This is a genomic window from Nocardioides sp. Root151 (genome assembly GCF_001427925.1).
Taxonomy (GTDB): Bacteria; Actinomycetota; Actinomycetes; order Propionibacteriales; family Nocardioidaceae; genus Nocardioides.
In genome coordinates this window covers 256,386-278,983 of sequence record NZ_LMGG01000007.1, presented here as the reverse complement: position 1 = coordinate 278,983, position 22,598 = coordinate 256,386, and the positions used below count along the sequence as shown (strand labels likewise).

Below are 22,598 nucleotides of genomic sequence, written 5' to 3'. Positions count from 1 at the left end.
GCCTAGACCCGTGGGCCGCGGGTGCTGTACGCGTTTTTGCGTAGCGGGGCGCCTCTTCCGGGCTGACGCCGTACGGCGGGATCCACGGAAACCTCGAGGGCATGAACGAAAACGTGGTGGAGACACACGGGTTGACCAAGAGGTACGGCGACCGCCTGGCCGTCGACGGGGTCGACATGACCGTGAAGACAGGCGAGGTCTACGGCTTCCTCGGGCCCAACGGCGCGGGCAAGACGACGACCTTGCGCATGATGCTCGGCCTGATCCGGCCCACGGCCGGCTCGGCGAGTGTCCTGGGGCAGCCCGCCGGGCGTCCCGACGTGACCGCACGCATCGGCGCGCTGATCGAGGGGCCGGGCTTCTACCCCTACCTCTCCGGCCTCGACAACCTCCGGGTGATGGCCCGCTACCGCGGCCTTCCGGAGTCGGCGGCCGCCGCGGCCCTGGCCCGGGTCGACCTGGCCGACCGGGGTAGCGACAAGTTCAAGTCCTACTCCCTCGGAATGAAGCAGCGCCTCGGCGTTGCCTCGGCACTGATGGGCGACCCCGAGCTGATCATGCTCGACGAGCCGACCAACGGGCTCGACCCGGCGGGCATGGCCGACATGCGGTCGTTGATCGTCGAGCTGGCCCGCGGCGGGCAGACCGTGCTGCTCTCCAGCCACCTGCTGGACGAGGTGCAGGAGATCTGCGACCGGGTCGGCGTGATCAACAAGGGCCGGCTGCTGCGGGAGTCGACCGTGGCCGACCTGCGCGGCGGTGCCTCGCTCGTCGTACGCGGGTTCCCCGTCGACGCGACGCTCGCGGTGGCGATGGAGGTCGCCGGCGAGGACGCCGTCCACCTCGACGGGGAGGACGTGCTGCTCGATGTCGCACCCGATCGGGCCCCTGGTCTCACCCGGGCACTCGTGTCGCGCGGGGTCGACGTACACCGGATCGGGTCCACCGAACGGACCCTCGAGTCGGTCTTCTTCGAGATGACGGCCGACTCGCAACCCGACGAGAACGACATGGAGGCAGCGTCATGAACGCCCTGATCGCAAGCACCCGCGCAGAGGTCCTGCGCCTGCGGAAGTGGCCGGCGGTGTGGGTCACCATCGGCGCCTGGATGGCGCTGAGCCTGATGTTCGGCTACCTGTTCAACTACCTGTCCTACACGAGCGGGGACAGCAGCTTCAGCAACGAGGGTACGACGAAGGCGGCCCTGCTCGCGGAGATGATGCCGGCCAACGTGCCCGACGTCTTCGTGCAGGGAATGCCGATGTTCGGCGGGGCGCTGATGATGGTGCTCGGCGCGATCGTGGCCGGCAACGGCTACGGCTGGGGCACGTGGAAGACGGTCTTCACCCAGGGCCCGTCACGCACCTCGGTGATCGCCGGGTCGCTGGTCTCGGTGACCGTCGCCGTGCTCGGCGTGATGGTCGCGTCCCTGCTCCTCGACTTCGGCTGCTCGCTGGTGATCGCCGGCACCGAGGGACAGTCGGTCGTGTGGCCCTCCCTCGGCGCCATGGCGGAGTCCTTCGGGGCCGGGTTCCTGGTCCTCGAGATGTGGGCGCTGGCGGGCTTCGTGCTCGGCACCGTGGCTCGCGGACCGGCGCTGTCGGTCGGCCTGGGCCTGGTCTGGGCGCTGGTCATCGAGAACCTGCTGCGCGGCGTCGGGCAGCTGCTCTCGCCGGTCGACGCGTTCACCCAGGTGCTGCCCGGCACCGCGGCGGGCTCCCTGATCGGTTCGATCGTGGGCGTCGAGCGCGGAGGCGACGGCACGCCGGGTGTGCTGGACGTGCTCTCCGGGACGCAGGCGACATGGACCGTGCTGGCCTACGTGGTGGTGCTGCCGGTGATCGCCCTGTGGCTGGTACGGCGACGCGACGTCGTCTGAGGATCCGCTCCCCGGCGAATCGTCAGACCTGCTTGGCGAAACACCGTGAGATCGGCGAGTCCCGGTAGTAGCCGAAACCGTCGATGGGCGTGTAGCCCGAGGTCTCGTACAACGCGATGGCCTCGGGCTGACGCTCACCGGTCTCCAGGATCAGCACCTCGGCCCCGGCCTGCGCCGCCGTGGTCTCCAGATGGGCCAGCATCACCCGCGCCAGGCCGCGATGGCGAGCCCGCGGCACGACGAACATCCGCTTGATCTCGGCGGTGGTGCGCGACCCGAGCGCGAGTACGTCGTCCCGCCTGCGCCACGCACCCGAGGCCACCGGCTCGTCGTCCACGTAGCCCACGAAGAAGCTGCCGCCCGGCGGTTCGAACATGGCGGGGTCGAGTGGGGTGTCGTCGCGGCCGCCGTACCTCTCGACGTACTCGAGCTGCACGTCCTCGATCAGCCGCAGGGCGTCGCTGTGGCCGAAGCCGACCCGTGCGATGCGCAGGTCAGCGGATGCCGTCACCGTGTGGACTCCATTCGTCAGTGGCTTGAGCCGGATGACACAATAGGGCTTCGCTGACAGCGTGGTCAGGTAACTCACCCCTGAACGAAGATGAGGTTGTCCGATCGTGACCGACATCCAGATCCCCGCTGACCTGCTCCCCGCCGACGGACGCTTCGGCGCCGGGCCCTCCAAGATCCAGACCTCGCACCTCGACGCGCTCGCCGCCACCGGCGACAAGCTGCTCGGTACGTCGCACCGCCAGGCCCCGGTCAAGAACACCGTCGGCCGGGTGCGCGAGGGCCTCGCCGCACTGTTCGACCTGCCCGAGGGCCACGAGGTCGTGCTCGGCAACGGTGGCGCGACCGCCTTCTGGGACATCGCCACCTTCGGCCTGATCCGCGAGAAGAGCCAGCACCTCACCTTCGGTGAGTTCTCCTCCAAGTTCGCCAAGGCCGCCAAGCAGGCGCCGTGGCTGGCCGACCCGTCGGTGATCGAGGCCCCCACCGGTTCGCGTCCCGACGCGGTCGCCGAGGACGGCGTCGACGTCTATGCCTGGGCCCACAACGAGACCTCGACCGCGGTGATGGCTCCCGTCGTCCGCCCCGCGGGTGCCGCCGACGACGCGCTGGTGCTGGTCGACGCGACCTCCGGCGCCGGCGGCCTGCCGGTCGACCTCAACGAGGTCGACGCCTACTACTTCGCGCCGCAGAAGTGCTTCGCCTCCGACGGCGGCCTGTGGATCTCGATCATGTCGCCGGCCGCTCTCGAGCGGGCCGCGTCCATCGCGGCCAGCGGTCGCCACATCCCGGCGTTCTTCGACCTGCCCACCGCGATCGACAACTCCGCGAAGAACCAGACCTACAACACGCCGTCGGTCGCCACGTTGTTCCTGATGGCCGAGCAGCTGGACTGGATGAACGCCAACGGCGGCCTCAAGGGCATGGTCGAGCGCACCACCGCCTCGTCCGACGCGCTCTACGGCTGGGCCGAGAAGACGGCCTACACCACGCCGTACGTCGAGAACCCCGACCACCGCTCACTGGTGATCGGCACCATCGACTTCGACGACGCGATCGACGCGGCGGCGATCGCTGCGACCCTGCGGGCCAACGGCATCGTCGACACCGAGCCCTACCGCAAGCTGGGCCGCAACCAGCTCCGCATCGCGATGTACCCCGCGGTCGACCCGTCGGACGTCGAGAAGCTCACCGCCTGCATCGACCACGTCGTCGGCCAGCTCTGACCTCTCGATAGTCCCTGACGTTTCGGTCCTCGCATCTCGATAGTCCCTGACGTTTCGGTCCCTCCAAGGGCCGAAACGTCAGGGACTATCCCGGTTGTGGGGCCGAAACGTCAGGGACTATCTCGGTTTGAGGGAGCGGAGGAGTACGACGACCGCGGCGAGACCGAAGAGTCCGCCGACGGCCCAGGGCCAGACGTCGCGTTGGGAGTCCTCGTCGGAGTTGGCTGACGTCGTGTCGCCGTCCGACGCGCTGGCGTCCGGGGACGCGGTGCCCGACGCGCCGGCGTCCGGGGACGCGGCGCCCGAGGGGCTGGAGCCGGCGTCCATGGCCTCACGGATCGGCCGCGGCACGTCGACCCGCAGCACTTTGGCGTGGACGCCCTCCGAGCTCAGGTAGATGCGGTCGTCGGGGCCGACCGCGAGCCCTTCGCCCTGCTGTTGCGAGGGCAGCTCGAAGTCGCCGATCTCGCTCATCGTCGCGGTGTCGTAGACGTAGGCCTTGCCGTAGTTGCGCAGCACGAAGTGCAAGCCGTCGGGGAAGAACGCCCCGTCGGTGATCAGTCCCGAGGTCTCCCCCACGGGCTTGAAGACATTGCGGCCGGGCCCGAGAGTGGCCGGGGCCTCGAGGACCTGGCCGCCGAGGACTCCCTTGGTCACGGCGTAGAGCCGCCCGGTGACGGGGTGCACCATGAGCGTCTCGGCGTCCTCGGGACCGCCCTGCCAGGAGACTTCGTGGCGATCCGTCGAGGAGCCGTCGAACGGCACCCGCACGACGGCAAGGTCGTGCCGGCTGGCCCGGTTGTCGCCGATGTCGGCCACCCAGACCGCCTGCTCGCCGTCCGCGGCCGGGGCGATCGCCTCGACGTCCTTCGCGATGCCGGGGTAGTCACGTTGGGACGTGGTGGAGCAGTCGTCCGGATCGATGAAGAAGACCCTGGCCGTGTCGCCCGAGTCGTTCATCGTGATCATCGTGTCGGGGCGCACGACCAGCCCGCTGGACTCGTTGATCGCCGGGTCCTTGAACGAGCAGACCACGTCGGGCCTGGGCCCGGTGTCCGCGGCGGCGACACCCATGGCGAAGGGCGCGACGATGACCGCCGCCGCGAACCATCCCCGCATCAGACCTCCACCAGGTCGGCCAGCTTCGGGCGCACTCCCCAGGTCTCGGTCAGGTCGTCGTACTCCTTGCGCACGCTGCCGCCCTTGACCCGGCCGCCGGCACGCACCGCCCGCAGCAGCGTGTTGCGCGGTGTGTGCTGGCTCTCGACGAACTCGACGACGTCGACCTTGTAGCCGAGCACCCGCAGGATCGAGGCGCGCAACGCGTCGGTGAGGGTGTCGGCGAACCGCTCACGGAGGATGCCGTGCCGGGTCAGCATGGAGTACGGCGCGGGCGTGGGGTTGCGCCGCAGCTGGGCGGAGATGTCGTGGTGGCAGCACGGCGCGGCCAGCACCAGCGCGGCCTCCCAGTCGAGAGCCCTCGCCAGGGCCTCGTCGGTCGCGGTGTCACACGCATGCAGGGCGAGTACGACGTCGGGCCGTCGCTCCAGTGACGCACCCGCGATGGAGCCGACCACGAAGTCGGTCTCGTCAGAGATGCCCAGGCCCTCCGCGACGCCGCTGTTGTGGGTGGCCGACTGCTGCTTCACGTCGACGCCGGTGAGGTGCACCGGCAGCCCGCGGACGTGGCTGAGGTAGCGGTGTGCGGCGAAGGTCAGGTAGGCGTTGCCGCAGCCGAGGTCGACGATGCGCAACGGCTCGTCGGCGGTCGCCTTGCGCAGGGCGCCCTTGGCCACTGCGTCGGTGATCGAGGCGTCGAGCAGTCGCAGGAACTCCTCCACCTGTCGGTACTTGGCCTGACGGGTCGGCTTGATCCGGCCCTGGGCGTCGGAGATGCCGAGGGCCACCAGGACCGGGTCGTCCTCGGGGAGAAGCCGCTGCTTGGGCTTGTCGTGACCGCGCTCGGCCTCGACCTCGGCCTCACGTGCACTGGTGTGCACCATCGCCTCGAGCTTCTTGGTCACCCGGATCTGGTGCTGCTCGGTGGTGGTCTCGACGTGCCAGTTCGCGAACGGCTGGTCCAACAGGTCGTCGACCGCATCCCTCGCGGCGTCACCGGCGTGGTTGGAGGTGTGCGCCTGCGTGTCGTCGTACGCCGTGACCTGCAGGTGGCGGCCGGCCTTGAGGTCGACGTAGCGCAGCTCGACGCGCTTGAACTTCGTCTCCTGGCCGCGCTGGCGACCAGAGGCGACGGCCCGCACCAGGACGGTGTCGTCGAGCATCAGCCCGCGCATCCGCGCCAGGGCCCGCAGCAGGGGTTCGGCGGCCATCACTTCACCAGCGCGGCGACGACGACGACGAGCAGCAGCCCCACCAGCGCCACAGGGATGACAAGACGGCGGTAGCGGGGATTCATGCCCAGATCCTACGTCCGCGCCCCCGCGAGCAGCTCGGCCAGGTGCAGGGCGCGCACGCCGGCCAGGTCGTCGAGCTGCACCCGGCACGACATGCCGTCGGCCAGGACCACCGCCTCCGGACCCGCAGCGCGTACGGCGGGCAGCAGCGTGTGCTCGGCCACGGCCACCGACACCTCGTAGTGACCGCGTTCCACGCCGAAGTTGCCGGCCAGGCCACAACAGCCGCCCAACCTCGTGACGGTGGCGCCCGCCCGGCGCAACAGGGCCTCGTCGGCCTCCCATCCGAGCACGGACGCGTGGTGGCAGTGCGGTTGGGCGACGACCTCGACGCCGGTCAGGTCGGGCGGCGTCCAGTCGATCGAGGTGAGGAACTCGGCCAGGGTCCGCACGCCACCTGCCACCGCGGTCGTGCGCTCACCGGGCACCAGCTCGGTCGCGTCGCTGCGCAAGGAGGCCAGGCAGGACGGCTCGAGCCCGATCACGGGAACCCCTGACGCGACGTAGGGGTGCAGCGTCGAGACGGCGCGCGCCACGATCGTGCGGGCCGCGTCGAGCTGGCCGGTGGTGATCCAGGTCAGGCCGCAGCAGGCGGTCTCGTCGATGACCCGTACCCGCAGGCCCGCCGCCTCGAGGACCCGGATCGCGGCCAACCCCGACGAAGGTGAGAAGTGGTCGGTGAACGAGTCGGCCCAGAGCCACACGTCGGGGGCAGCGGTCTCCTTCGCCCGGGTCAGGCGACGCAGCGACGACCGGGCGAAGGTCGGGAGGCCGCGCCGTTGGTCCATGCCGGCGACGGCGCGGGCCAGGTTGGCCAGCGGCTTGACCCGCAGCGACGCGTTGAGCGCCGGCGCGGCCCGCGACGCGAGTCGCGCCCACCGTGGAAGGCGACCCAGCGTGTAGTGGCTGCGCGGCCGGCGCTTCCCCTTGAACTGCTGGTGGAGGACCTCCGACTTGTAGGTCGCCATGTCGACACCAGTCGGGCAGTCGCGGGCACATCCCTTGCAGGACAGGCAGAGGTCCAGCGCCTCGGAGACCGCCGGGTCCGCCAGCCCGTCCACCAGCGACCCGTCGAGCGCCTCCTGCAGCACCCGGGCGCGGCCCCTGGTCGAGTCCTTCTCGTCCCTCGTCGCCGTGTACGACGGGCACATCACGCCACCCGGTCCGGTGTTGTCGGCCAGGCACTTGCCGACGCCGGTGCACCGGTGCACCGCGTTGCCCAGGGACCCGTCGTCGTGCGCCAGCGCGAGCAGCGGACGCACCGGGGCGACCGGGCGACCCGGCCGGAGATCGGCGTCGACAGGTGCCGGGTCGACCAGCACTCCGGGGTTGAGCAGGTTGTCGGGATCGCAGATTCGCTTCGCCGCGATGAAGAGTGCGATCGAGTGCTCGTCGTACATCATCGGCAGCAGCTCGGAGCGGGCCCGCCCGTCGCCGTGCTCACCGCTGAGCGAGCCACCGTAACGGCGCAGCGCCGTCGCGCAGTCGGTGAGGAACGACCGGAAGCGCGCTCCCCCGTCGTCGAACTCGAAGTCGATCCGCACGTGCACGCAGCCGTCGCCGAAGTGGCCGTAGGGCACGCCGTCGAGCCCGTGCGCGCGCAGCAGCTCCTCGAAGTCGCGCAACCAGGCGCCCAGGTGCTCGGGCGGCACGGCGGCGTCCTCCCATCCCGAGTACGCCGGCCGGCCGAGGCTGCGCGCCGCCAGGCCGGCGCCGTCCTCGCGGATCCGCCACAGGGCGGCCTGTTCCGGCGGCGCGGTGACGACGCGGTGGTCGAGGGCGTCGGCTTTGCGAATCACCAACCCGGCAAGGGATTCGGCCTCACCTGACGACGCAGCACTGACCTCGACGAACAGCCAGCCGGCGCCCCTCGGCAGGTCGGGCACCGGACGCCCCGATGCCCTGACCACGTCGACGATGCGCGCGTCGAGGCCCTCGCAGGCGACCAGCGAGCGGCCACCGGCGGCGAGGATCGCCGGCACGACGTCGGCGGCCTCGACCATCGAGGGATAGCCCAGTGCCACCAGGACCGTGCTCGCCGGCTCGGGCACCAGCTCAACGGTGGCAGAGGCGATCAGCGCGAGGGTGCCCTCCGAGCCGACCAGGAAGCGATCGAGTCGGCGCCCCTTCTCGGGCAGCAGGTGCTCGAGCGAGTAGCCACTGACCTGGCGTCCGAACCTGCCGAACTCCGTGCGCACGTGGGCCATAGACGCGTCCACCAACGCGAAGAGGTCTGCTCCGACGGCACTGGCTCGCACGGTGTTGGAGGGCGCAGTCTTGACCGCCTCGCCGGTGCCGAACACCACGTCGAGGCCGGCCACGTTGTCCGACGTACGCCCGAAGCCCAGGGCCCGGGAGCCGCAGGCGTTGTTGCCGAGCATGCCGCCGATGGTGCAGCGGGTGTGGGTCGACGGGTCGGGGCCGTAGCGCAGCCCGAGAGGCGCCAACCGGCGCTGCAGCTGGGCGTGCACGACGCCCGGCTGCACGTGGGCCGTACGGGCCTCCGCATCGACGGAGATGATCCGGTTGAGGTGGCGCGACGTGTCGACGACGATGCCCGGCCCCACGGCGTTGCCGGCGATCGACGTACCGGCCCCGCGCATGGTCACCGACGTGCCGGCCTCGCGCGCGACCTCGAGGACGGCGGCCAGCTCGTCAGGGTGGCGGGGTCGTACGACGGCCTGCGGGACCACCCGGTAGAGCGAGGCGTCGGAGGAGTAGAGAGCGCGGTCCAGGGTCGAGTCGGACACGTCGGTCACGCCCCGCCGGCGGAGACCGGCCAGCACGTCGTTCATCCGGTCTCCCTCAAGGCCGCGGCGGCCGGTAGCGCCTGGTGTACATCAGGATGATGTGGCCGCCGACGGCGACGAGGAACACGACAAGGGCAATGACCCCCACGGTGCCCAGGGACGGCTGCGGGTCGTCGGCGACCTTGACCGTGATCAGCAGCATCACGGTCATCAACGTCATCACACAGCCACCGATCCAGGCCAGGTCGTTGCGGAGCATCCGGCGCAACGTGTCGGTGTTCTGCGGCTGCAACCAGAAGGACTTGTGCGGCACGTTGATGTGCTTCAGGGAGGCGCGGGGGAAGTGGTGCAGGCACAGCCCGAGTAGACCGGTGAGGACCAGACCGATCACGGCCATCGACAGCACGGCGATCCCGCGGCCCTGGAAGGCGTCTGCGTTGCCGTTCACGTCGAAGTGCACGGGAACCTCGTCGGGATACCTCACGGCGGCGAGTGCCACCGAGGCGAAGTAGGTCAGCACGCTCAGTCTGAAGAACCAGATCACCAGTGCTCCATGGAGTTCCGGAAGACGCCGGCGAGGTCGTCCCCGGTGACCTCACGGGGAGCCGTGGCCAGGAGTCGCTGCTGCTTGAGGGCGCCCGCGACGAGATCGTCGACGTCGCCGTCGGCGTACCCGACCTCCGCGAGGCCGCTGGGCAGGCCGATGTCGCGCATCAGCGCGGTGAGCACGTCGGGCAGCAGGGCCGGCGAGTCCGCGGCGGACGACGCCGGGTCGAGCAGTCGCGCGGCGTGCAGGTGGCGCTCGGGTGCGGCGTCGAAGGTGAACCGGAACGCCTCCGGAGCAGTGAGAGACACCGCCATGCCGTGCGGCACCATCGCCTCGTCCTGCGGGTAGCCCGCCGGGCGGTAGTCGCGCACCCGGCCGGCGATCGGATAGGCGTTGGCGTGGGGGATGTGCACCCCGGCGTTGCCGAAGCCCATGCCGGCGAACGTCGCAGCCAGGGCCATCTGCTCACGTGCGGGGGCGTCGGAGCCGTCGCGCACGGCGGCCCGGAACGCGCCGGCCAACAGGGACAGCGCCTTCTCCGACCACATGTCCGCGATCGGGTTCGCCCCGCAGTAGGGCACCCGCTCGCTGGCCTGCTTGGCCGGGAAGTCGGCGAACCAGCGCGCGGTGTAGCTCTCGAGCGCGTGGCAGAGGATGTCCATGCCCGCCGCGGCGGTCACCATCGCGGGCTGGGTCATGGTCAGGTCGGGGTCGACGACGGCCAGGGTGGGCCGCAGCCGCGGGTGGCTGATGCCGGTCTTCACCTTCAGCGACAGCACGTCGAGCACGCAGATCGTGGTGCTCTCGCTGCCGGTGCCGGTGGTGGTGGGTACGGCGACCAGCGGCTTCAGGGCATGTTCAGGGGCGAGGGCGCGACCGACCGGCGCGTTGATGTAGTCCATCAGCTCGCCCTCGTTGGTGCCCAGGAGGTTGACCGCCTTGGCGGTGTCGATGGCCGACCCGCCGCCGACCGCGACGTACGCGTCGAACGGACCCTCGGACCGGCCGAACTCGACGGCCCCGGCCAGGCTCTCGTCGGTCGGCTCGACGTGGGCGTCCTCGAAGACGACCACCTCGATGCCCGTGGCCGCGATCTGTTCGGCGATGCGGGCCGGGTGACCGGTGGCGGCCACGCCGGGATCGGTGACCAGCAGGACCCGGCGCGCGTCGTACGTCGCGAGGTCGTGGCCGATCTCCGCGGACGCCCCGCGGCCGAACTTGAGCCCTGGTGCGCCGTAGGTGAAGACCGTCTCCGTCATGCAGCCAACCTAACGGTCGAGCGACAAGGCGTGGCGCACGACGTCGAGCACCGGGACGGCACCGGACTCGACGTCGGCGACCGGCACCCAGGCCACCCGGTCGGTGGTGCCGTCGACCTCGACCACCCGGGGTTCTGCGTCGGCGGCGACGGTCGCGTCGAAGATGAGGTGGATGCCGTGGAAGTCCTCGTGGCGGCCGCTCGGAGCGGTCCCGCCGAACTGGACGTCGTGCACGTCGAGGACCGTGCCGGGCGTGCAGTCGACGCCGCACTCCTCCCGCACCTCGCGGACCAGGGCGTCGGCCGGGCGCTCTCCGTGGTCGATGCCGCCTCCGGGGAGGGTCCAGTGGCCGGTGTGGAAGGCCCTCTCCGAGAGGCGGGTCAGCAACACGGTGTCGGCGCGCCGGATCACGGCGTACGCCGCGACCCGCTGCAGCTGGAACGGCCGGTGCTCGGCGAGCGCCTCGTGCACGAGGGAGGTCACCGAGACAAACCCGCGGCGTACGTCGGCCAGCGGCACCCAGGCCGCCTCGACGGTCGACCCGTTGACCTCGACGACGTGCGGCTCGGGTGCGTCGGTGGGCACCCAGCCCTCGAAGACGATGCGCAGCGCGTGGTAGTCGGCCGGGCGTTCGCCGTGGGTGGCCTTCGGGTTGTGCAGCGAGTAGACCCGGGCCTCCTCCGAGACCGTGGCGTCGAGCCCGGCCTCCTCGTGGATCTCGCGGACGACCGCCTCGCGGGGGTCCTCACCGTGATCGAGCCCACCACCGGGGAGCGTCCACAGCGGCGCCTTCGAGATGCGCGGGGCGAGGCGGGAGAGGAGGATGCGGTCGTCCCTGAGGATCACGGCGTACGCCGCGACACGCTGACGTTTCGGAAGTCGACCCATGTGGCCCGACTGTAGTCGTGTGACACCTCGACTTGCGCGAGCGGCTCGTTTCGCTACGGTGAATCGAATGGCCCGCGACCCCTGGCTCGACAACGTCAAGTTCACCCTGGTTACCCTCGTGGTGATCGGGCACTCGCTGGGCCTCCTCGGAGCCACGGCTCTCGACCTGCAGGTCTACGACTTCATCTACTACTGGCACATCCCCGCGTTCGTGCTGCTGAGCGGCCATCTCTCGAAGGACTTCGAATGGGACCGACGGCACTTCTCGTCGTTGTTCACCACGATCGCGCTGCCCTACCTGATGTTCGAACCGGCACTGCTCTACTTCCGCCGCGAGATCGACCAGCCCGAGGACGGGCCGATGTGGCTCGAGCCACACTGGGCGATGTGGTACCTCTGCGTGCTCTTCTTCTGGCGTCTCGCCACGCCGTTGCTCAAGAGGCACTGGGTCGCCTGCCCCCTCGCGGTCGGTGTGTCGCTGCTGGGCGGGCTGTCCGACGAGCTGATCTTCTGCCTGCCCCGCATCCTGGGCCTGCTGCCGTTCTTCGTGCTCGGCCTGCACCTCAGGCGTGAGCACCTCAAGCTGCTCACCGCGTGGTGGGTCAAGCCCTTCGCCCTCGCCGCCCTGGTCTGGATCTTCCGGTTCAGCGCACACACCGACGAGTGGGCGAGGTCGGCGTTCCTCTACTACGACCAGGGCTACGAGGCGCTCGGCTTCAGCGACGGCGACGCGATGGTGATCCGCGCCAAGGTGATGGCGATCGGTCTCCTCGGCCTGGCCAGCGTCCTGGCCCTGATCCCACGCCGGGCCTCCGTGATCAGCACGATGGGCTCATCGACCCTGGTGGTCTACCTCTTCCACGGCTTCGTCGTCCGGTACGCCGACTACCGCGGCTGGGTCGAGCCCTACCTCGACAACCAGTGGCTGTCACTGACGTCGGTGATCGGCTCGGCCATCGCGCTCTCGCTGTTCCTCGCCGCGCCACCAGTGGCCCGTGTGCTCACGTGGATCGTCGATCCGGTGGGTTCAGTGCGTCGTCTACGGTATGTCGGTGGCTCGCGATCCCTGGCTCGACAACGTGAAGATGACACTGGTGACAGTCGTCGTGATCGGCCACGCGTTGGTGCTGGTTCTCCATGAGGAGCGCACCCCACAGCTCTACGACTTCATCTACTTCTGGCACATCCCGGCGTTCGTCCTGGTCACCGGCTACCTCTCCAGGAGCTTCGCCTGGACCCGGCCCAAGCTGTGGGCGCTCTTCTGCACGATCGTGGTGCCCTATCTGATCTTCGAGTGGGCGATGCTCACCTTCCGGCACCACTACGGCGACCACGACACCACCGAGACCACGATGTGGCTCGATCCGCACTGGCCGATGTGGTACCTCTCGGCCACGTTCCTGTGGCGGATGGCCACCCCGATCCTGGTCAAGCACTGGTCGGCCATCCCGTTGAGCGTGGTGGCCAGCCTGGCGATCGGCACCCAGGACGCCGAGTGGACGACGTACCTCGACCTGCAGCGCACGATCGGGTTCCTCCCGTTCTTCGTGCTCGGCCTGCACCTCCGCTCGAAGGACCTGCAGCGCGTGCGGGGGCGGTTCACGCCGATCCTGGGCCTGGCCGTGGTCGTGGGCCTCTACCAGCTGGCCGGCCACTCGTCCGAGTGGCTGGTCTCGCACGGCACCTGGCCCTCGCGCTGGCTGTGGTACTCCCACCCCTACGACAGCTTCGGGATCAGCACCGGCGACGCGATGTGGATCCGCTTCCGCATCCTCGTGCTGGGTGTGATCGGCACCTTCGCGGTGATGTCGCTGGTGCCGCGCGGGCGCAGCTGGTTCACCGCCATGGGGGCCGCGACGCTCGTGGTCTACCTCTTCCACGGCTTCGTCGTACGCCGGCTCGAGTACGCCGACTACACCGAGTGGGCAGACGACCACGGCTCCTGGACGATCTGGTTCACCATCGGCGTCGCCGTGCTGATCGCCCTGGTGCTGGCCGCGCCGCCGGTGGCCCGCCGGCTCACCTGGTTCGTCGATCCCATCGGCTCGATCCAGCGCGCCCGTTCCCGCTGACCCGTCGCCAGTTCCGATCGACCTGTCGCCAGTTTCGAGAACAAACGACGGGTCGATCAGAACTCACGACAGGTCGATCGGGCCCCAGGTGGGGCGCACGGCGCTGCGCGGCACCTCGTCGAGCCGGGCCGCCTCGGCCCGGTCGGGGGCATGACCGCCCAGGTGCGCGGGGTACCAGGGCGCGTACTCCCCCGGCCGCGGCCGGTGGTGCGGCAGCCGTTGCAGCTCCTCGAGCAACGACGTGAGCGTGGCACCCAGCCCGCGGGTCCACTCGGTGATCTCCTCCCCCGGTGCCACGGTCAGGGGCTCGCCGAACGAGACGTCGACCCGCCGTCCCCGCGTCCAGTCGGGAGGCGGCTCGCGGCCGTCGACGGGGCGGCCCACCGAGTAGATCCGCTGCGACCCCCACAGCGCCACCGGGACCACCGCGGCACCGGTCTCCCGGGCGAGTGACGCGACGCCGCGCATGAGGGGTCGCACCGTGTAGGAGTAGGAGATGCCGGCCTCGGGAAACGCGCACACCGCCTCACCGGCGCGCAGCAGTGTCCGCGCCCGCAGGTACGCACCGGCCGGCGCCGTGCGGTCCACCGGGACGTGCTGCATCTTCTCCATGAACCACCCCGCCCACGGCACGTTCCACACGTCGTGACGGCACATGAACCGGACGTAGGGCCGTCGCTCCACGGCCGCCTTCTGCACGAACACGAAGTCCGGGTAGGACACGTGCGTGCAGGCCAGCAGCACCGGACCCGACGTCGGCAGGTGAGCGGCACCCCGTGACTCCACGTGTACGTCGAGTGCCCGGAGCGCGCCACGCCCCAGCAGGTTGACCGCTGCGTGGATGCGGTCGCTCATGACGGGAAGCCTGCAACACGTGACGCGTGTGGCGGTTCAGATCCCTGCCGTGGGGAACACTCTGCGCATGACGACTCCGATTGCCGCGCTCCGCGTGATCATCCTGCCGATGATGCTGTTCCCGATCTTCCTGCTGATCGCGATCTGGTTCGTGACGCCCGACGACCGTTTCGCCGCCGTCAGCGACTCCACCCAGTTCGTGATGGCCGGCGTGATCGCATTCAGCGTCCTCGCCATCCAGTTCTTCGGCTACCGCGCGGCACCGAGCCCCGACGGGGCCAGCGCGTCGCAGGCGGCCGCTGACGGCGTCGTCCGGTTCCGGACGCTGACCTTCGTGCGTCACGCCCTGGCGGAGCTGCCGCTGATCGCCGGGTTGGCGATGACGTTCATCGACAGCGGCAACGGGATGGTCCCGTTCGTCCTCGGCTGCGTGGCGACACTGGGCCTCATGGTGTGGCACGTACTACCCAACGACTCCCAGATCGCCAAGGTCGCCGCGCAGCTGGAGTCACGGGGCGCGCGCGTCCCCCTGCGTGAGGCGATGTACGGCCAGCTCGTCCACTGACCGGTCCACGGAGAAAATGCCACGAGGGCCCCAGCCGGATCGGCTGGGGCCCTCGATGCTGACTACGTCGGATCAGTTCTGGTAGGAACCGAAGTCGAAGTCGTCCAGTGCGACGGCCTGGCCGCCGGTGCCACCGAACTCGTAGTCGTAGTTGTCGTAACCGGAGACCGAGTACGCCGCGGCGCGGGCCTCCTCGGTGGGCTCCACCCGGATGTTGCGGTACCGCTCGAGGCCGGTACCCGCCGGGATCAGCTTTCCGATGATCACGTTCTCCTTGAGACCACGCAGCGAGTCGCTGCGGCCGTTGATCGCGGCGTCGGTGAGCACTCGGGTGGTCTCCTGGAAGGAGGCCGCCGAGAGCCACGACTCCGTGGCCAGCGAGGCCTTGGTGATGCCCATCAGCTCGGGACGACCCGAAGCCGGCTTGCCACCCTCGGAGAGAACGCGGCGGTTCTCCTCCTCGAAGCGGACCCGGTCGACCAGGTCGGACGGCAGCAGGTTGGTCTCACCGGACTCGAGCACCGTGACCCGGCGCAGCATCTGCCGCACGATGATCTCGATGTGCTTGTCGTGGATCGACACGCCCTGGCTGCGGTACACGTTCTGCACCTCGTCGACCAGGTGCTGCTGGGCACGGCGGACACCGAGGATGCGCAGGACCTCCTTGGGGTCCTCCGTTCCCTGGGTGAACTTGTCGCCGACCTCGACGTGGTCGCCGTCGCTGACCAGCAGGCGCGAACGGCGGCTGACGGGGTACTCGATGACCTCGGAACCGTCGTCGGGCGTGACCACGATCTTGCGGGCCTTGTCACCGTCTTCGATGACCACACGACCGGCGACCTCGGAGATCGGGGCCAGACCCTTGGGGGTCCGGGCCTCGAAGAGCTCCACGACGCGGGGCAGACCCTGCGTGATGTCGTCGGCCGACGCCACACCACCGGTGTGGAAGGTACGCATGGTCAGCTGCGTGCCGGGCTCACCGATGGACTGGGCGGCGATGATGCCGACCGCCTCACCGATGTCGACCAGCTTGCCGGTGGCCAGCGAGCGGCCGTAGCACTTGGCGCAGGTGCCGGTGCGGGCGTCACAGGTCAGCACGGAGCGGACCTTGACCTCCACGATGCCGGCCGCGACCAGCTCCGCGATCTTGACGTCGCCGAGGTCTTCACCGGCGGCGGCGAGAACCTCGCCGGACTCCGGGTGGGTGACCTCGCCGGCCGAGGTGCGGGCGTACGCCGCGGTCTCGGCGTTCTCGTGCTTGATGACCGTGCCGTCGGACAGCTTCTCGCCGATCACCTTGGGCAGGCCGCGCTCGGTGCCGCAGTCGTCCTCACGGATGATGACGTCCTGCGAGACGTCCACCAGACGACGGGTCAGGTAGCCCGAGTCGGCGGTGCGGAGCGCGGTGTCGGCCAGACCCTTGCGGGCACCGTGGGTGGAGATGAAGTACTCCAGGACCGAGAGGCCCTCACGGAAGTTGGCCTTGATCGGCCGCGGGATGATGTCACCCTTCGGGTTGGCCACCAGGCCACGCATGGCGGCGACCTGACGGATCTGCATCATGTTTCCCGAGGCACCCGAGTCGACCATCATGTAGATCGGGTTGGACCGGTCGAAGTTCTTCTCCATCGCCTTGGCGACTTCGTTCGAGGCCTGGGTCCAGATCTCGATGAGCTCCTGGCGACGCTCGTCGTCGGTGACCAGACCACGCTCGAACTGCGTCTGCACCTTGGCGGCCTGCGTCTCGTAGCCCTCCAGGATGGAGGCCTTGTCGGCAGGCGTGGTGACGTCGTCGATGGAGACGGTCACACCGGAGCGGGTCGCCCAGTGGAAACCGGTGTCCTTGAGGGCGTCGAGCGACGCGGCCACCTCGACCTTGGTGTAGCGCTCGGCCAGGTCGTTGACGATCACGCCGAGCTGCTTCTTGCCCACCTCGTAGTTCACGAAGGCGTAGTCGGCCGGCAGCGCGTCGTTGAAGATCGAGCGACCCAGCGTGGTCTCGACGGACACGCCGTCGAGCCGCAGCGTGATCTTGCTCTGCAGCGTGATCTCGAGGCGGTCGAAGGCCATGATCGCCTCGGCCTGCGAGGAGAAGGCACGACCCTCGCCCGGCTGGCCGTCACGGTCGGTCGTCAGGAAGAACAGGCCGATGATCATGTCCTGGGTGGGCATGGTCACCGGACGGCCGTCCGACGGCTTGAGGATGTTGTTGGTCGAGAGCATCAGGATCCGCGCCTCGGCCTGGGCCTCGGCGGACAGCGGCAGGTGCACCGCCATCTGGTCACCGTCGAAGTCGGCGTTGAAGGCCGAGCAGACGAGCGGGTGGATCTGGATGGCCTTGCCCTCGATCAGCTGGGGCTCGAAGGCCTGGATGCCGAGGCGGTGCAGCGTGGGTGCACGGTTGAGCAGCACCGGGTGCTCGGTGATGACCTCTTCGAGGACGTCCCACACGACCGGGCGCGAACGCTCGACCATGCGCTTGGCGGACTTGATGTTCTGCGCGTGCGACAGGTCGACGAGGCGCTTCATCACGAACGGCTTGAAGAGCTCCAGCGCCATCTGCTTGGGCAGACCGCACTGGTGCAGCTTCAGCTGCGGACCCGACACGATGACCGAACGGCCCGAGTAGTCCACGCGCTTGCCGAGGAGGTTCTGACGGAAGCGACCCTGCTTGCCCTTGAGCATGTCGGAGAGCGACTTGAGCGGGCGGTTGCCCGGACCGGTCACCGGACGACCACGACGGCCGTTGTCGAACAGCGAGTCGACGGCCTCCTGGAGCATCCGCTTCTCGTTGTTGACGATGATCTCCGGGGCACCGAGGTCGAGCAGGCGCTTGAGCCGGTTGTTCCGGTTGATCACCCGGCGGTAGAGGTCGTTCAGGTCGGAGGTGGCGAAACGGCCACCGTCGAGCTGGACCATCGGGCGCAGGTCCGGCGGGATGACCGGAACGGCGTCGAGGACCATGCCGATCGGCTGGTTGCCGGTCTTGCGGAACGCGTCGACGACCTTGAGGCGCTTGAGGGCGCGGACCTTGCGCTGGCCCTTGCCGGTGGCAATGGTCTCGCGAAGGTTCTCGACCTCCTGGGCGATGTCGAAGTCCTGGAGGCGCTTCTGGATCGCCGTGGCGCCCATGTGGCCCTCGAAGTACTTGCCGAACCAGGTCTTCATCTCGCGGTAGAGCAGCTCGTCGCCCATGAGGTCCTGGACCTTCAGGGTCTTGAACGTGTTCCAGACCTCGTCGAGGCGGTCGATCTCGCGCTGCGCACGGTCGCGCAGCTGCTTCATCTCACGCTCGGCACCGTCGCGGACCTTGCGGCGCGCGTCGGCCTTGGCACCCTCGGCCTCGAGGGTGGCGAGGTCTTCCTCGAGCTTCTTGGAGCGGTCGTTGATCGAGGTGTCGCGACGACCCTCGAGGCGCTTGCGCTCGAGGTCGACCTTGCCCTCGAGCGAGGACAGGTCGTTGTGACGCGCGTCCTCGTCGACGGCGGTGATCATGTAGGCCGCGAAGTAGATGACCTTCTCGAGGTCCTTCGGGGCCAGGTCGAGCAGGTAGCCCAAGCGCGACGGAACGCCCTTGAAGTACCAGATGTGGGTGACCGGAGCGGCGAGTTCGATGTGGCCCATGCGCTCACGACGCACCTTGGAACGGGTGACCTCGACGCCACACCGCTCGCAGATGATGCCCTTGAAGCGGACCCGCTTGTACTTGCCGCAGTAGCACTCCCAGTCCCGGGTCGGGCCGAAGATCTTCTCGCAGAAGAGTCCGTCGCGCTCGGGCTTGAGGGTGCGGTAGTTGATGGTTTCCGGCTTCTTGACCTCACCGTGGCTCCACCCGCGGATCTCGTCCGCGGTGGCCAGGCCGATCTGAAGCTGGTCGAAGAAGTTAACGTCGAGCACTTTGGCTGCTTTCCTCGTTCTTCCGAAGTTCTTGAATGAAGGATGGGGACTGTGTCTCGATACGCCCTCGCCTAGCGGCTCGGGCTACTCGACAACCGAAAACTCGGTGATCGAGTAGCGCCGAGGGACGAGGCGCGTATCGAGATCATCAGACTTCTTCGACGGAGCTGGGCTCGCGACGGGACAGGTCGATGCCGAGCTCTTCGGCGGCACGGAAGACGTCTTCCTCCGCGTCGCGCAACTCGATCGACGAGCCGTCCTGGGACAGCACCTCGACGTTGAGGCAGAGCGACTGCATCTCCTTGACGAGAACCTTGAACGACTCGGGAATGCCGGAGTCGGGGATGTTCTCGCCCTTCACGATGGCCTCGTAGACCTTGACGCGACCGGGCACGTCGTCGGACTTGATCGTCAGCAGCTCCTGCAGGGCGTAGGCGGCGCCGTACGCCTCCATTGCCCAGACCTCCATCTCACCGAAGCGCTGGCCACCGAACTGGGCCTTACCGCCCAGCGGCTGCTGCGTGATCATCGAGTAGGGGCCGGTGCTGCGCGCGTGGATCTTGTCGTCCACGAGGTGGTGCAGCTTGAGGATGTACATGTAGCCGACCGAGACCGGGTCCGGGAACGGCTCGCCGGAGCGACCGTCGAACAGGTCCGCCTTGCCGTTCTCGCCGATCATCCGCACACCGTCACGGGTGGGCAGGGTCGAACCGAGCAGGCCGGTGATCTCGTCCTCGCGCGCACCGTCGAAGACCGGGGTCGCGACCTTGGTGTTCGGCTCGCCCTTCTCGGCGTGGATGTTGATCAGGCGCTGCTTCCAGTCGGAGTCAGCCGGGTCCTCGTGCAGGTTGAGGTCCCAACCCTGCTTGGCGAGCCAACCGAGGTGCAGCTCGAGGATCTGGCCGATGTTCATCCGTCGCGGGACACCCAGCGGGTTGAGCACGACGTCGACCGGGGTGCCGTCCTCCATGAACGGCATGTCCTCGATCGGCAGGATCTTCGCGATGACGCCCTTGTTGCCGTGACGGCCGGCGAGCTTGTCACCCACGGAGATCTTGCGCTTCTGGGCGACGTACACCCGAACCAGCTGGTTGACGCCGGGCGGGAGCTCGTCGCCGTCCTCGCGGTCGAAGACGCGCACGCCGATGACGGTTCCGGACTCACCGTGCGGGACCTTCATCGAGGTGTCGCGCACCTCGCGCGCCTTCTCACCGAAGATGGCGCGCAGCAGGCGCTCCTCCGGCGTCAGCTCGGTCTCGCCCTTGGGCGTGACCTTGCCGACGAGGATGTCACCGTTGGTGACCTCGGCGCCGATGCGGATGATGCCGCGCTCGTCGAGGTCGGCCAGCATCTCGTCGGAGACGTTCGGGATGTCCCGGGTGATCTCCTCCGGACCCAGCTTGGTGTCGCGGGCGTCGACCTCGTGCTCCTCGATGTGGATCGAGGTGAGGACGTCTTCCTGGACCAGGCGCTGGCTCAGGATGATGGCGTCCTCGTAGTTGTGGCCCTGCCACGGCATGAACGCCACGAGGAGGTTCGTGCCGAGCGCCATCTCGGCGTCGTCGGTGCACGGACCGTCGGCGATCGGCGAACCGGCGCGGCCGGTCAGCGGGTCGCGACCCTCGACCCGGTCACCCTCGGCAACCAGCGGGCGCTGGTTGATGCAGGTGCCCTGGTTGGAGCGGCGGAACTTCGCGAGGCGGTACGACGAGTAGGTGCCGTCGTCGTTCATGACCTCGATCAGGTCGGCCGACACGTCCTTGACCACACCACCCTTGTCGGCGGTGACGACGTCGCCGGCGTCGACGGCGGCACGGAGCTCCATGCCGGTTCCGACGATCGGCGAGTCGCTCCTGATCAGCGGCACGGCCTGGCGCTGCATGTTGGCGCCCATGAGCGCGCGGTTGGCGTCGTCGTGCTCGAGGAACGGGATCAGGGCCGTCGCGACCGACACCATCTGGCGCGGCGAGACGTCCATGTAGTCCACCTCGGCGGCGAGGATCTCGGAGACCTCACCGTGGCGCTGGCGGACCAGCACGCGCTCCTCGACGAACTTGTTCTTGCCGTCGAGCGGGGCGTTGGCCTGCGCGATGACGTACTTGTCCTCGTCGTCGGCGGTCAGGTAGTCGACCTTGTCGGTGACGACACCGTTCTCGACCTTGCGGTACGGCGTCTCGACGAACCCGAACGGGTTGATCCGGCCGTAGGAGGCCAGCGACCCGATCAGGCCGATGTTCGGGCCTTCCGGGGTCTCGATCGGGCACATGCGGCCGTAGTGCGAGGTGTGGACGTCGCGGACCTCCATGCCGGCACGGTCACGGGAGAGACCACCCGGGCCGAGCGCGGACAGACGGCGCTTGTGGGTCAGACCGGCGATCGGGTTGGTCTGGTCCATGAACTGCGAGAGCTGCGAGGTGCCGAAGAACTCCTTCAGCGCAGCCACCACGGGACGGATGTTGATCAGGGACTGCGGCGTGATGGCCTCGACGTCCTGGGTCGTCATCCGCTCGCGGACCACACGCTCCATGCGGGCCAGGCCCGTGCGGAGCTGGTTCTGGATCAGCTCGCCGACCGTGCGCATGCGACGGTTGCCGAAGTGGTCGATGTCGTCGGCGCGGACTTCCATGTCCTTGCCGTCGGCGTCGAGGAGGACCTCGCCGTCGCGGTTGGTCAGCTTGTCGTCGCCGTTGTGCAGGCGGACGATGTAGCGGATCGTGGCGACGATGTCGGAGATCGTCAGCGTCTGCTGGTCGAACGCCTCGGTCTGCGCCAGCTTCTTGTTGATCTTGTAGCGACCGACCTTGGCCAGGTCGTAGCGCTTGGGGTTGAAGTAGTAGTTGCGCAGCAGCGTCAGCGCAGCCTCACGCGTGGGCGGTTCGCCCGGGCGCAGCTTGCGGTAGATGTCGAGCAGCGCGTCGTCGGGACCCTGCGTGTTGTCCTTCTCCTCGGTCAGCACGATGGATTCGTACTGGCGGAGCTCGGCCATCACGGCGTCGTAGTCGTACTCCTCGCCGGTGTCCTCGGCGACGGCCACCAGGGCCTTGAGCAGGACGGTGACGTTCTGCTTGCGCTTGCGGTCGAGGCGTACGCCGACCAGGTCGCGCTTGTCGACCTCGAACTCGAGCCAGGCACCACGCGACGGGATCACCTTCGAGGTGAAGATGTCCTTGTCGGACGTCTTGTCGGCGGCGCGCTCGAAGTAGACACCGGGCGAACGAACCAGCTGCGAGACGACCACGCGCTCGGTGCCGTTGATGACGAAGGTGCCCTTGTCGGTCATCAGCGGGAACTCGCCCATGAAGACCGTCTGGCCCTTGATCTCACCGGTGTCGTTGTTGGTGAACTCGGCGGAGACGTAGAGGGGTGCGGAGTAGGTGAAGTCCTTCTCCTTGCACTCGTCGACGGTGTACTTCGGGTCGACGAACTCGGGGTTCTCGAACGACAGCGACATCGTCTCGGAGAAGTCCTCGATCGGCGAGATCTCCTCGAAGATCTCGGTCAGACCGGACTTCTTGGAGACGTCCTCGCCGGCGGCGATGCGGGCCTGGACGACCTGCTGCCACTTCTCGTTGCCGACCAGCCAGTCGAAGCTGTCGGTCTGGAGAGCCAGCAGTTGCGGGACCTCGAGGGGTTCGCTGATCTTTGCGAAGGAAATGCGACGGTGGTTGTTGCTTGCTGCGTTGCTGCGCGCGGCCAAGAGTGTGTCCTTCTACAGGTTCGCTCTGGTGGAGTGGCG

16 protein-coding genes are annotated in these 22,598 nt (G+C 68.7%); 6 read left to right on the top strand and 10 right to left on the bottom strand.

The window, feature by feature from the left end; all coding sequences use genetic code 11:
* Window positions 1-101 precede the first annotated feature (101 nt).
* Window positions 102-1,028 carry an ABC transporter ATP-binding protein gene (locus ASD66_RS18920; RefSeq protein ID WP_056891875.1) on the top strand — a complete coding sequence of 309 codons (927 nt, stop codon included), beginning with the start codon at window positions 102-104 and terminating at the stop codon, window positions 1,026-1,028.
* Window positions 1,025-1,879 (top strand): ABC transporter permease subunit, encoded by an 855-nt coding sequence (locus ASD66_RS18915; protein WP_056891874.1) that lies wholly within the window; start codon window positions 1,025-1,027, stop codon window positions 1,877-1,879. Before ASD66_RS18920 ends, ASD66_RS18915 begins: the two co-directional genes overlap by 4 nt.
* Before the next feature lie 22 nt (window positions 1,880-1,901).
* Here the strand turns inward: ASD66_RS18915 and ASD66_RS18910 are convergent, their stop codons facing one another.
* Window positions 1,902-2,390 carry a GNAT family N-acetyltransferase gene (locus tag ASD66_RS18910; protein WP_235530163.1) on the bottom strand — a complete coding sequence of 163 codons (489 nt, stop codon included), beginning with the start codon at window positions 2,388-2,390 and terminating at the stop codon, window positions 1,902-1,904.
* Between the two features lie 106 nt (window positions 2,391-2,496).
* Here ASD66_RS18910 and serC point away from each other — a divergent pair, with 106 nt between their 5' ends.
* Complete coding sequence (serC, locus tag ASD66_RS18905) at window positions 2,497-3,615, top strand: phosphoserine transaminase (protein ID WP_056891873.1); 1,119 nt, start codon at window positions 2,497-2,499, stop codon at window positions 3,613-3,615.
* 117 nt (window positions 3,616-3,732) lie between these two features.
* Here serC and ASD66_RS18900 read toward each other — a convergent pair whose 3' ends face one another.
* From ASD66_RS18900 to ASD66_RS18875, 6 genes are all read right to left on the bottom strand, one after another.
* Complete coding sequence (locus tag ASD66_RS18900) at window positions 3,733-4,734, bottom strand: hypothetical protein (protein WP_056891872.1); 1,002 nt, start codon at window positions 4,732-4,734, stop codon at window positions 3,733-3,735.
* Window positions 4,734-5,945 carry a class I SAM-dependent methyltransferase gene (locus ASD66_RS18895; RefSeq protein WP_056891871.1) on the bottom strand — a complete coding sequence of 404 codons (1,212 nt, stop codon included), beginning with the start codon at window positions 5,943-5,945 and terminating at the stop codon, window positions 4,734-4,736. Before ASD66_RS18895 ends, ASD66_RS18900 begins: the two co-directional genes overlap by 1 nt.
* 95 nt (window positions 5,946-6,040) lie before the next feature.
* Window positions 6,041-8,824, bottom strand: coding sequence for an FAD-binding and (Fe-S)-binding domain-containing protein (locus tag ASD66_RS18890; RefSeq protein WP_056891870.1), 2,784 nt, complete (start codon window positions 8,822-8,824; stop codon window positions 6,041-6,043).
* Between the two features lie 10 nt (window positions 8,825-8,834).
* The gene (locus ASD66_RS18885) at window positions 8,835-9,323 is read right to left on the bottom strand and encodes a DUF1648 domain-containing protein (RefSeq protein WP_056891869.1); all 489 of its coding nucleotides are present in this window, start codon (window positions 9,321-9,323) and stop codon (window positions 8,835-8,837) included.
* Window positions 9,320-10,585 carry a hydroxyacid-oxoacid transhydrogenase gene (locus tag ASD66_RS18880; RefSeq protein ID WP_056891868.1) on the bottom strand — a complete coding sequence of 422 codons (1,266 nt, stop codon included), beginning with the start codon at window positions 10,583-10,585 and terminating at the stop codon, window positions 9,320-9,322. The genes ASD66_RS18885 and ASD66_RS18880 overlap by 4 nt, the downstream gene beginning before the upstream one ends.
* Before the next feature lie 9 nt (window positions 10,586-10,594).
* Window positions 10,595-11,473: an NUDIX domain-containing protein gene (locus ASD66_RS18875; RefSeq protein ID WP_056891867.1), complete on the bottom strand. Its 879-nt coding sequence runs from the start codon at window positions 11,471-11,473 to the stop codon at window positions 10,595-10,597.
* A 67-nt stretch (window positions 11,474-11,540) separates the two neighbouring features.
* On the opposite strand from ASD66_RS18875, the gene ASD66_RS18870 reads away from it, so the two are divergent.
* Window positions 11,541-12,614 (top strand): acyltransferase family protein, encoded by a 1,074-nt coding sequence (locus ASD66_RS18870; RefSeq protein WP_056891866.1) that lies wholly within the window; start codon window positions 11,541-11,543, stop codon window positions 12,612-12,614.
* Window positions 12,568-13,545 (top strand): acyltransferase family protein, encoded by a 978-nt coding sequence (locus tag ASD66_RS18865; protein ID WP_162254294.1) that lies wholly within the window; start codon window positions 12,568-12,570, stop codon window positions 13,543-13,545. Before ASD66_RS18870 ends, ASD66_RS18865 begins: the two co-directional genes overlap by 47 nt.
* A gap of 63 nt (window positions 13,546-13,608) precedes the next feature.
* Here ASD66_RS18865 and ASD66_RS18860 read toward each other — a convergent pair whose 3' ends face one another.
* Entirely contained in the window at window positions 13,609-14,400 is a 792-nt protein-coding gene (locus ASD66_RS18860; protein WP_056891864.1) for a lysophospholipid acyltransferase family protein, read from the bottom strand.
* A gap of 67 nt (window positions 14,401-14,467) precedes the next feature.
* Here ASD66_RS18860 and ASD66_RS18855 point away from each other — a divergent pair, with 67 nt between their 5' ends.
* Complete coding sequence (locus tag ASD66_RS18855) at window positions 14,468-14,965, top strand: hypothetical protein (protein WP_056891863.1); 498 nt, start codon at window positions 14,468-14,470, stop codon at window positions 14,963-14,965.
* Window positions 14,966-15,037: 72 nt separating this feature from the next.
* Here the strand turns inward: ASD66_RS18855 and ASD66_RS18850 are convergent, their stop codons facing one another.
* Both ASD66_RS18850 and rpoB read right to left on the bottom strand, forming a co-directional pair.
* Complete coding sequence (locus ASD66_RS18850) at window positions 15,038-18,862, bottom strand: DNA-directed RNA polymerase subunit beta' (RefSeq protein ID WP_056682399.1); 3,825 nt, start codon at window positions 18,860-18,862, stop codon at window positions 15,038-15,040.
* 148 nt (window positions 18,863-19,010) lie between these two features.
* Window positions 19,011-22,559, bottom strand: coding sequence for a DNA-directed RNA polymerase subunit beta (rpoB, locus tag ASD66_RS18845; RefSeq protein ID WP_056682402.1), 3,549 nt, complete (start codon window positions 22,557-22,559; stop codon window positions 19,011-19,013).
* Between the last annotated feature and the right edge of the window lie 39 nt (window positions 22,560-22,598).

Excerpts from the sequence above, each read along its gene's own strand:
- ASD66_RS18920 (WP_056891875.1), top strand. The coding sequence starts at position 102 with ATGAACGAAAACGTGGTGGAGACACACGGGTTGACCAAGAGGTACGGC.
- ASD66_RS18915 (WP_056891874.1), top strand. The coding sequence starts at position 1,025 with ATGAACGCCCTGATCGCAAGCACCCGCGCAGAGGTCCTGCGCCTGCGG.
- ASD66_RS18900 (WP_056891872.1), bottom strand. The coding sequence starts at position 4,734 with ATGCGGGGATGGTTCGCGGCGGCGGTCATCGTCGCGCCCTTCGCCATG.
- ASD66_RS18895 (WP_056891871.1), bottom strand. The coding sequence starts at position 5,945 with ATGGCCGCCGAACCCCTGCTGCGGGCCCTGGCGCGGATGCGCGGGCTG.
- ASD66_RS18890 (WP_056891870.1), bottom strand. The coding sequence starts at position 8,824 with ATGAACGACGTGCTGGCCGGTCTCCGCCGGCGGGGCGTGACCGACGTG.
- ASD66_RS18880 (WP_056891868.1), bottom strand. The coding sequence starts at position 10,585 with ATGACGGAGACGGTCTTCACCTACGGCGCACCAGGGCTCAAGTTCGGC.
- ASD66_RS18875 (WP_056891867.1), bottom strand. The coding sequence starts at position 11,473 with ATGGGTCGACTTCCGAAACGTCAGCGTGTCGCGGCGTACGCCGTGATC.
- ASD66_RS18870 (WP_056891866.1), top strand. The coding sequence starts at position 11,541 with ATGGCCCGCGACCCCTGGCTCGACAACGTCAAGTTCACCCTGGTTACC.
- ASD66_RS18860 (WP_056891864.1), bottom strand. The coding sequence starts at position 14,400 with ATGAGCGACCGCATCCACGCAGCGGTCAACCTGCTGGGGCGTGGCGCG.
- ASD66_RS18855 (WP_056891863.1), top strand. The coding sequence starts at position 14,468 with ATGACGACTCCGATTGCCGCGCTCCGCGTGATCATCCTGCCGATGATG.